The following is a 10,228-nucleotide window of genomic DNA, read 5'->3' on the forward strand; positions in this document are numbered from 1 at the left end:
TTGTTTATCTTTACTTAATTTACTTCGTTTCATACTTAAATTTTAACAAATTTAAGTTATCTAGGACAGCCCCAAATAATAATAGAAGAAGTAAAAAATGAAATGAAAAAATTTCCTCCTCAATTTTGTATATTTGATGTGGTAAATTTACAAAGACATGAGAATTATAATAGTAATTTACTTGCAAAATTTCTTGAAATAAATATAGAGAATGAAGCTACTAAATTAAGTTTTGTTAAAGATTTTCTAATTTATTTAAATGATAAATTTAAATGGGGGTATTATGGGTTTGAGAGTATTGAAGAATTAGAAAAAATAAATCATTCGGATATAAGAATAAAAAGAGAAGAGTATGCGGAGAGCAGAAGAATAGATTTATTTATATCTTATAAAAAAGACTTTGCAATTATAATAGAAAATAAAATATACGCTGGGGAACAGGATAATCAATTAGATGATTATTATCAGAATAAGAAAAAAGATAATTATAAAAATTTATATATGATTTTTCTCACTCCTTCAGGCTATGAACCTTATACTTTATCAGAGGAATCAAAAAAAGAACTTGGAAATAATTTTCAAACATTGAAGCATAGCGATATAGCTTTATGGCTTGAGAAAATTTTAGAAAATGAAAAATATTCTTTTCTTCATGATTCAAATATTTTATTTAAAGATAATGATAATAAATATATAAAAGATTATAGGCTTTTGAAATCTGCTATGATACAGACTATACATAATGCCAATATGATAAGCAATAATACAAAGGAGCTTGATATGACAAAATCAAAAATACAAGAACTATTGGAAGCCAATATTTTTAAAGACATACAAACAGTAGAGGACGCAGAGGAATATAGAAAAATATTTACTAGTGTTATAGATATTATTAATGAAAAGATAGAAGTAATATCTATGGGCAATAAATTAAAAAAATATTGGCAATTTACTCAAGAAATAGAAACTTATTTAAAAAATAATAAAATGAATGAATATAGTATATTAACATACGATAAATTTGAACATCTTTTCAAAAATAATGATTATGTTCCACATATTAAGATGTGTTTATCAGATGATTTATATATTTTAATGGAATCTTATAATTGTGATAATTATATTGGTTTTGGTATAATAGGAAATTCTGATAATATAAAAAATAAAATTAATAATTTAAATTTAGATTCTAATATAGAAAATATTTTTAATAATAGAATAAAAAAAGAACATAATGATAATGATTGGATTTATTGGGCTGATATAGATACAGAAATAGACTATCCAGAAGAAATTGCTGAAGCTATGATGAAGCTTTATAATCTTTTGAAAGAGAATTTATAATTATTAAATGTATGCTTATTACATACTGAAAATTTTTAAGTTTGTCAACCGCGAGCTGCGGCACCTTCCCGCACGGCACTGTTTCATCTTATCAAATGTCAACTATATGTGCGGTTGATTACCTATTATTATACAAAAATTAATAATTTATCTTACAGGTAAAACAATTTTAGTATTATTTAGTACTAATTTTATAATTGCACTTTTTGGTTCTTTTTGCGGCGGGAAAAAGAACAATAAAAAATTAACAAATTTGAAAAATTTCACTATATACTACTATATTGTTATCTAATTATATCTAATAAAATTTTTAATGTAGTTAGTAAAGAAATACTTACGAATATTGGTTTTATAACTTTTATTCCTTTTTTTATAGCGAACTTAGCACCGAAGTAAGTTGATGTCATTATAAAAGGTGTAACGAATACACCAGCCATATAGTTTACTTTTCCCTCTATAGCAAATATTATTAATGAACATAAATTGCTTGTAAGATTCAAAGCCTTAGCATTACCAGAGGCAAGAAGAAAATCCATTTTATAATAAAGTACAAAAAACATTATTAAAAAACTTCCTGTACCGGGTCCGAATACTGCATCATAAAAACCCAAAAGAAAAGCAAAGAACATTCCTGTTATATAGTTTTTAGTTTTAAGATTATTTTCATCAAATAAGTTCTCGGTTCCAAAAGTTTTTGAAAATAAAGTATAAATACCAACTGCCAAAATAAGTATCATTATTAAAGGCTGCAATACTTTTGCATCTATAAGTACAATAACCTGAACTCCTACAATAGAGCCTAATATTGTCATAGGTATTAAAAACTTTATTAATTTAGTTGTAAGTTTACCATTTTTGAAAAATGTAAAAGCAGAAACTATAGCACCGGATGTAGAAGTGAATTTATTTGTAGCCAAAGCAGTATGAGGAGGAATTCCGGCTATCAAATATGCAGGCAAACTTATAAGTCCGCCTCCTCCTGCAGCAGCATCAACGAAACCAGCTATGGAACAGCCTATAATTATTATAATTAAATTTTCTATACTCAGCATAAATCAGCACCACTAATTTTTTTATATTGTAAAGTAATTATAAAAATTTCTGGCATCTGGAAATCTATTTAACAGAGCTTTAAAAAACAATTTTTATTAGCAATAGATATTATAGCTTTGATGATTTTTTGTCAAATATTATTATAAATATAATGCTGAATTTTTTGTATCCGATAATGCTATCAATGTTTTTATGGGGTTAAAAATGAAAAAATATATAACAATCTTATTATTATTTATATTATCTTGCTGTAATTCTAAAAAAATAAATTATACAAAAATTGATTATGAAGTTATACTGGAAACTTTTGAAATTTCATTTATAAAAGATGATATTAAAATACCTATTTCAATAGGAGAAAAAACAAATGATAAAATAATAAATTTAAAAACTAATGATAATAAAATAACTTTTGAATATTCAGATAAAAATATATTAACAGAAATTAAACAGGTAAAAGATTATTTAGAAGTAAACATAATATTAAAGACTGAAGAAGATAATAATTTTATTTTTCCGAATGTGAAAGCAATAAATTATTATCTGCCTTTCGGAGAGGGAAAAAATATTTCTTATGATGATGAGTACTGGAAAGAATATTTATCAAAACATAATGAATATACTGTATTAGAAAAATTATCTATGCCTTTCTTATCCTATGCTTATGATAATGATTATGCTGTGCTTTGTATAATGGAAAATCCTTATAATACTGATATTGTGTTTGAGGTAAATGATAATATTTCATTTTTTATCAATCATAAATTTTTAGATATAGATAAAACAAAGACTAATACATACAGAATATATTTACTTGAAAATGATATCACAAAAATATCAAAGACTTATAAAAATTATGTAATAGAAAAAGGAAAATTTTTAACATTAGAAGAAAAAGCAAAGAATAATGAAAATATAAGAAAATTATATGGAGCTCCTCATATATATTTATCCGAAGAAAATATAATTTCACAAAATGATATTAATTGGAAAAATTTTAAACTTAATATTGATTCTTCTATTATGAATCATATAAAAAGTTTTGAAGAAAGTTCAGAAATGAAAGATGAAGTAAAACAAGTATTTACAGAGATAAAAAATTTAGATTATATATCAGAATATCATAAAAATACTATATGCCGTTATTTAACTTATGTTTTGATGAGAGATGATTTTTATAATAAAGAAATATTCACTAATGATATAGAAAATTATAATGAATTAAATACAGCTTCAAAAATACAGACAAATAAATTTTTATTATCATCAAATTTAAGCGATGTATTCAATGATTATAATACTTTTATGAATGATAAAACTATCAATATAATTGAAGATATGAAAGAAAGCGGTATAAATAATGCTTGGATAGGTTTGCATTCTTGGGAGCAGGCATATAATAAACCAGAACTAATAAAAAAAGCTAATGAGCTTGGTTATTTAATAGCTTCTTATGACTCTTATCATTCTATACATGAACCTAATAATGAAAAATGGATAACTGCCAAATTTGAAGATACTTCATTATATTATAATGCGGCAGTAGAAAACAAAGACGGAAATAAATCAACTGGATTTAATAATGTAGGAAGACATCTTAATCCTACGCTTTCACTTCCAGCAGTAAAATTACGTTTATCAAATATCATGAAAAATGATTTGTGTTTTAATTCTTGGTTTATAGACTGCGATGCTACAGGAGAGATATTTAATGATTATTCATCTAATCATATAACTACACAGGAAGAAGATTTAAAAGCACGTTTGGAGAGAATGTCTTATATAAGAGATAATTATAATTTTGTTGTAGGTTCTGAAGGCGGTAACGATTTAGCAGCATATACAATAGCTTATGCTCATGGAATAGAACTTCCTACATTTTCTTGGGTTGATAAAGATATGAAAAATCCAAATAGTGAATATTATATAGGTAAGTATTACAGTATTGATGGAGGAGTACCGGAACATTTTTCTAAAAGAATACCTATAGAAGATAAACTATATAAAATATATTTAGATATGAAGTATGATATACCTCTTTATAAATTGGTTTATAATGATTCTATAATAACAACATATCATTGGGATTGGTCAACATTCAAAATAAAAAATGCAGTAAGAGATAGAATGCTTAGAGAGATTCTTTATAATGTACCGCCTTTGTATCATATAGATTTAGAAGAATGGAAAAAATACAAAGAAGATATAATAAATCATAATAAAGTATGGAGCGAGTTCTCTAAAAAAGTAATAACTAAAGAAATGACAAGTTTTGAATATTTAAGCGATGACAAAAATATTCAAAAAACTGTTTACGGAGATGATATTATTGTAGTAGCTAATTTTTCAGATGATGATTTTAATTATGATAATAATAATATAGTTCCTCATTCATTATTAATTATAATGGATAATGACAAAATATTTTATACTCCCAATATAGCAGAAAATAATATTTAAATTATTGATTTATTTTTTATATATTATATAGTAATTATTTAGTAAACATAATTTTTAAATATGTAAACTAAACATAATATTGTATATGAAGGATATGAAATATGAATAAGAAAATACCTTTTTCACCCCCAGATATAACAGATAGTGAAATAGAGGCTGTGGTTAATGTATTAAAATCAGGCTGGATTACAACAGGTCCTGTAAATAAAGAATTTGAAGAAGAACTTTGTAAATATATAGATGTAAAAAGATTCAAATTATTTTCCAGTGCTACATCGGCTATGGAATTGGCATTAAAAATATTTGGAGTAGGTGAGGGTGATGAAGTAATAGTACCTGCTTATACTTATGCTTCTACTGCAAATGTAGTTGTTCATTTGGGTGCTAAAGTTGTATTCATAGATGCCAAAGAAGATGATTTTAATATAGATTTAGAAAAACTTGAAAAAGCTATAACTAATAAAACTAAAGCTGTCATTGCAGTTGATATTGGAGGAAAGCCTTGCGATTATGGCGGCATTATAAAGATTTTAGAAAGCAAAAAAGAATTATTTAATGTATCAGAAAACAAATATCAAAAAGAATTAAAAAGACCATTATTTTTACTTGATGCAGCTCATTCAATAGGTGCCGTTTATAAAGGAAAAAGAACAGGTTCACAGGCTGATATGTCTTCTTTCTCTTTTCATGCTGTAAAAAATATAACAACTTCAGAAGGCGGAGGATTGTCTTTTAATGATATAGGAAATATAAATGCTGATGATATATATAAAGAACTTTCTGTATTATCATTACATGGACAAAATAAAAGTGCTTTCGATAAAAACAAAGGCGGAAAAGGAGCTTGGAGATATAATATAGAATTGCCAGGTTATAAATGCAATATGAGCGATTTGCATGCTGCTATTGGTTTATCGCAGTTAAGAAGATATGATTCAATGATTAATCATAGAAAAAAAATAGTAGATATATATAATTATATTTTGGGTAAAAATAAAAGAATACATTTGCCTAATTTCAAAGATGATTACAGCGAGTCTTCATATCATCTTTATTTGATAAGAATACAAGATTTTGAAGAAGTGGACAGAGATTTATTTATAGATAAAATGTCAGAATTAGGAATAATATTAAATGTTCATTATTTGCCTTTGCCTGCTCATAAGGCTTATATAGATTTAGGTTATAAAATGGCTGATTATAAAAATGCATTTAATTTGTACAAAAATCAAATAACTTTGCCTTTATACAGCACATTGAAAGAAGAAGATGCTGAGTATATTGCACTTAACATAATTAAGTATTTGAATGAGTTTTGATATATGATAAAAGTTTCATAAACTATAATTAATTTATAATAGAAAAGGGCTTTAGTTAATTAAAAAACTAGAGCCCTTTATTATTTTTATATATACCTAGATAACTATATTTTGTCAGAAATAATTTTTTAAATCTTAAATATCTGCAGGGCTTTGCCCACCACTCTGTGTGCTATGCAGCACCCCAGTTCTTTTGCGACTGAAGGAAGTACTGTAAGTATTGGCACAAAGAACCAAAAAGCCTGCATTTATTGTATAAATTTAGGTTATATCATATATTTAATAAGTATATATTTTATATAAAGTTCTAGTAATTGCGTTTTTTGATACTTTGACGAAGTCCGCATAGCGTGTGCGGCAAAAAAGTTTATAATTTTACATAAAGTGTATTAGCTCAGAAACTTAAAAAATTCAGTATGTATTTTTGCCAAGTAATTTTTTATGTGTAAATAACAAATAAAAATATTACATTAATAAGAATTATTAACTCGTCATTTTTGTATAATAAAAATAATAAATATTCCGAATTAATCATTATAAATATTGTATATTAAAATAATGCCGTATATTATCATAATCACTATAATACTATTTTTCTTATTAGTTTTTTTATTCATCACTCATTTTAATAATGAGGCAAAAACATATACAAATAATATTGATAATGCTAAAGAAATATTAACTTTTATCTCTGTAAAGAATTATGATAATGAATTAATTAACATAATAAATACAACTAAAATATCAGGTATCATAATAAATATTGATAATTTGGATATTGATACGCTTTATAATATTATAAAAACTATTAAAAGAAATATTAATAGGAAAATATTCATAGCATTAGATCAGGACTATAAATCTACTTATAATATAGCCTATTATCAGAAGTTTAAAGTTTATCCAAGTTATATAGGCGAGAGAAAGAGCGAAGAATATGCATATAGAATATCTTATGAAAGAGCATTAAAATTAAAGTCTTTAGGTATTAATATGATATTATCTCCTATATGCAATACCTATTGTAATGAAAAATCACATTTAAAAGAAAATATCTTTACAAATGATAAAATACTTGCTTCAAGACTTATATATCAAACTGTAAAAGCTCAAAAAGATGCAGGAATAATAACTGCATTAAAATATTTTCCAAAATACTATGATGATGAGTTATATATAAATGAAGAAATAAAAAATCCAGAAACTATATTGGATAATAGAGAAACATTTTTAGCAGGAATAAAAGCTAATGCGGATATTATAGTAATGTCGCATATAAAGAATGCTGATAAATACAGAGATTTTCTCATTAATAATATGAAGTTTAAAGGCATTATAATGACTGATTATATTAATGACAGTAAAAATATAATTAGTTATGGAATTAATGTTTTTTCCTATAATTATTATAAAAACAAGAATATAAAAAACATGATAGAAAATAATTTACAAGAAACGGATTTGGAAGTATGTTCAAAAGTATTAAAATTAATAGAACGATTATAAATATAGTATTAACTTTATTTTTGATATTATTATTAGTTTATGCATGTAAAAGTTCTTCTAATATTATGGAAGAACAAAGTTATATAGACGAATTAAAACAATCCTATCCTGATTTATCAGATTATATAGATAAAGTATTGGAAATGAATGATAAAGAAAGGAAAGGTTTACTATTAATGGTTGGCATAAAGGATAAAGTACTTTCAGAAGAAACCATTAAAACACTTAAAGATAATCATATAATGGGAGTAATACTATTTGATTATAATATTACAGATGAAAAACAGTTAAAGAAACTCACATCGGATTTAAGAAAATATGTTAACCCAAATATGTTAATTTCTATAGATCAGGAAGGAGGGGAGGTTAATCGTATTAATTTTGATAAATTAAAAAATATATCTCCAAAGAATATAGGCGACAGTAATAGTTCAGAATATGCTTATAATATAGCTTATCAAAAATCCAAGTTCTTATTAGATTTAGGAATTAATATGATATTAGGCCCTTTATGCGATGTTCCTAATGATACAAATTCTTATCTATATAATAGAAGCTTTTCAACAAATGTTAATATAGTTGCTGAAATGGTTTCAAATACAGTGAAAGCACAAAGAGATGCAGGAATAATAAGCGTATTAAAACATTTTCCGGGTCATGGAGATACTGCTGTAAACTCTCATAATGATTTTCCAAGCATAAATAAAACTACAAATGAATTATTATCAAATGAGTTTATTCCTTTTAAAAGCGGTATAGATGCAGGAGCTGAAGTTGTTTTAGTGGCACATATAAAAAATAAGTATATAGATGATAAAAATACTGCGAGTATGTCAAAAAAATATGCTGATATATTAGAAAAAGATTTAGGCTTTAATGGGGTAGTTATTACAGATGATTTAGCTATGACTGGAAATATAAATAAAGGTATTAACTTCGGAATAAATTTGATTAGCAATTTATATGAGAATGTTGAGTATATGTTTGAAGATATAGATGCCGACATTCTTACATGTGCGAGAGTTCTGAAGATGATTTCAGAAAGCAGTTTGTCCCGCACATAGAAATGTCATTCATTTTTAATTAGCCTGTTTCTTTTTTCTATTGCTGTTTGGGTTTCTTTTATATGTCAGTGTTTCATCTAACCCAGATTTAACATACTCATTAATAATGTTTACTACTGTATGGTAAGTAACATTGTATTGTTTAGCAATATCGGTATGAGTTAGGCCGGTGTTTTTTTTATCGTCTAAAGCAAGTATGATATTTGCTCTGGAGATAAGTCTTTTGGATTTTCCTTCCTTTTTAATAAATTCTTTAATTTTTTCCTTTTCCTCTTCACTTAAGGATATCATATGTTTAGTTGTTATACTCATTTGAACCTCCTATTAAAGAATACATATAACTAACAAAATCTAAGGACAAGGAGATTTTTAAGAAAAAAATTATAAAAAATATACTACTAGATAAAATATATCTATAAACGTTTTTCATTTTTCAAAAGAAAAATTTTAAAGTAATTTAGACAAATTACATCAAAATATAAGAATAAAACAAAAAACGTTCTATTAATATATTTTTTATTCTCATATATATTTTATAAACCCTTGTTATCTATGAAAGATTATCATAATATAAATAAAATATCAATATGAAAAAATAAAATTAGAATTTTGTATAAAAAACACAGATATTAATAACATAATTTTATTTAAATTATACTAAAAAGGAACATAATCATTTTTTGAATCATTTATATACAAAATAAATTAATTTGCTTTTCTATATTGAAATAATTGTTTTCTATAGCTGTTATATATTCTTTAGTATTAGTTTTTATATAATCAGCAAAAACATTATCTTCTATCAAAGGTATATTAATATTAATATTTAATAAAGAACCTTTGGCACAAGCAAATAAAAGTATATAAGCAGCAGCAATATCGCTTATAACATTACTGTTTCCATATTTGATTATCGTATTAAAAGGAGTAATTAATTCATAACAATATTTTAAAGCATTGAATGGAATTTCTATTGCATTTTTTGAAGCATTAGACATAGCTGTTTTTCTTTTTTCTTTTTCTTCATCTGTTTCTTTAGGCATCTTCATAGCTTCCATAAACAAATTGAAACCTTCAGCATCTTTATCTACTATGGCAATCAAATTTGATTTAATAGTTTTTATTTGTTCTGCTGCTTCATTGAAAGAGTCTTGTTCTTCTTTAGTTAATTGAGAAAACTTTTTTTTATTAACTGTAAGATGAACTACCATACCAGCTAAAGCACAAGCTAAACCGCCGATAACTCCCATTACGCTTCCGCCTCCCGGAGCAGGTAAGCTGCTGTCTACTTCATTTATATAGTCAATAAGATTTTTATCTATTAATTTAGACATTGATTATAACTCCGAAAATATTGTTCATAGTAATATAACATAATATCTAATAAATAACAATAGTTTTTTTAATTTGTTTAAGAGCCATAGATATTGCACACTTTTAGTTTAAAAAAAGAAGGTATTCCTTATAATTTAAATTACTAGA

At 24.9% G+C, this 10,228-nt stretch carries 8 protein-coding genes; 5 read left to right on the forward strand and 3 right to left on the reverse strand.

Features of this window, described 5'->3' with window-relative positions; translation table 11 throughout:
- Positions 1 to 102: 102 nt before the first annotated feature.
- Entirely contained in the window at positions 103 to 1,344 is a 1,242-nt protein-coding gene (locus Q0K52_RS13705) for a PD-(D/E)XK nuclease family protein (protein ID WP_297300396.1), read from the forward strand.
- Between the two features lie 284 nt (positions 1,345 to 1,628).
- On the opposite strand, the gene Q0K52_RS13710 is transcribed toward Q0K52_RS13705, so the two are convergent.
- Positions 1,629 to 2,396 carry a TSUP family transporter gene (locus Q0K52_RS13710; RefSeq protein ID WP_297300398.1) on the reverse strand — a complete coding sequence of 256 codons (768 nt, stop codon included), beginning with the start codon at positions 2,394 to 2,396 and terminating at the stop codon, positions 1,629 to 1,631.
- 205 nt (positions 2,397 to 2,601) lie between these two features.
- On the opposite strand from Q0K52_RS13710, the gene Q0K52_RS13715 reads away from it, so the two are divergent.
- From Q0K52_RS13715 to Q0K52_RS13730, 4 genes are all read left to right on the forward strand, one after another.
- Positions 2,602 to 4,857 carry a glycoside hydrolase gene (locus Q0K52_RS13715; RefSeq protein ID WP_297300400.1) on the forward strand — a complete coding sequence of 752 codons (2,256 nt, stop codon included), beginning with the start codon at positions 2,602 to 2,604 and terminating at the stop codon, positions 4,855 to 4,857.
- Positions 4,858 to 4,958: 101 nt separating this feature from the next.
- A complete protein-coding gene (locus Q0K52_RS13720) occupies positions 4,959 to 6,176 on the forward strand; it encodes a DegT/DnrJ/EryC1/StrS aminotransferase family protein (RefSeq protein ID WP_297300402.1) in 1,218 nt (405 codons plus the stop codon).
- Between the two features lie 558 nt (positions 6,177 to 6,734).
- Positions 6,735 to 7,682: a glycoside hydrolase family 3 N-terminal domain-containing protein gene (locus Q0K52_RS13725; protein WP_297300404.1), complete on the forward strand. Its 948-nt coding sequence runs from the start codon at positions 6,735 to 6,737 to the stop codon at positions 7,680 to 7,682.
- On the forward strand, positions 7,646 to 8,746 hold the full coding sequence (locus Q0K52_RS13730; protein ID WP_297300405.1) for a glycoside hydrolase family 3 N-terminal domain-containing protein: 1,101 nt from the start codon (positions 7,646 to 7,648) through the stop codon (positions 8,744 to 8,746). Before Q0K52_RS13725 ends, Q0K52_RS13730 begins: the two co-directional genes overlap by 37 nt.
- Positions 8,747 to 8,761: 15 nt before the next feature.
- On the opposite strand, the gene Q0K52_RS13735 is transcribed toward Q0K52_RS13730, so the two are convergent.
- Both Q0K52_RS13735 and Q0K52_RS13740 read right to left on the reverse strand, forming a co-directional pair.
- The gene (locus Q0K52_RS13735) at positions 8,762 to 9,058 is read right to left on the reverse strand and encodes a helix-turn-helix domain-containing protein (protein WP_020003382.1); all 297 of its coding nucleotides are present in this window, start codon (positions 9,056 to 9,058) and stop codon (positions 8,762 to 8,764) included.
- A gap of 377 nt (positions 9,059 to 9,435) precedes the next feature.
- Positions 9,436 to 10,080: a cyclodeaminase/cyclohydrolase family protein gene (locus Q0K52_RS13740; RefSeq protein ID WP_297300408.1), complete on the reverse strand. Its 645-nt coding sequence runs from the start codon at positions 10,078 to 10,080 to the stop codon at positions 9,436 to 9,438.
- Between the last annotated feature and the right edge of the window lie 148 nt (positions 10,081 to 10,228).

It is taken from the genome of uncultured Brachyspira sp. (genome assembly GCF_944390845.1).
Taxonomy (GTDB): Bacteria; Spirochaetota; Brachyspiria; order Brachyspirales; family Brachyspiraceae; genus Brachyspira; species Brachyspira pulli.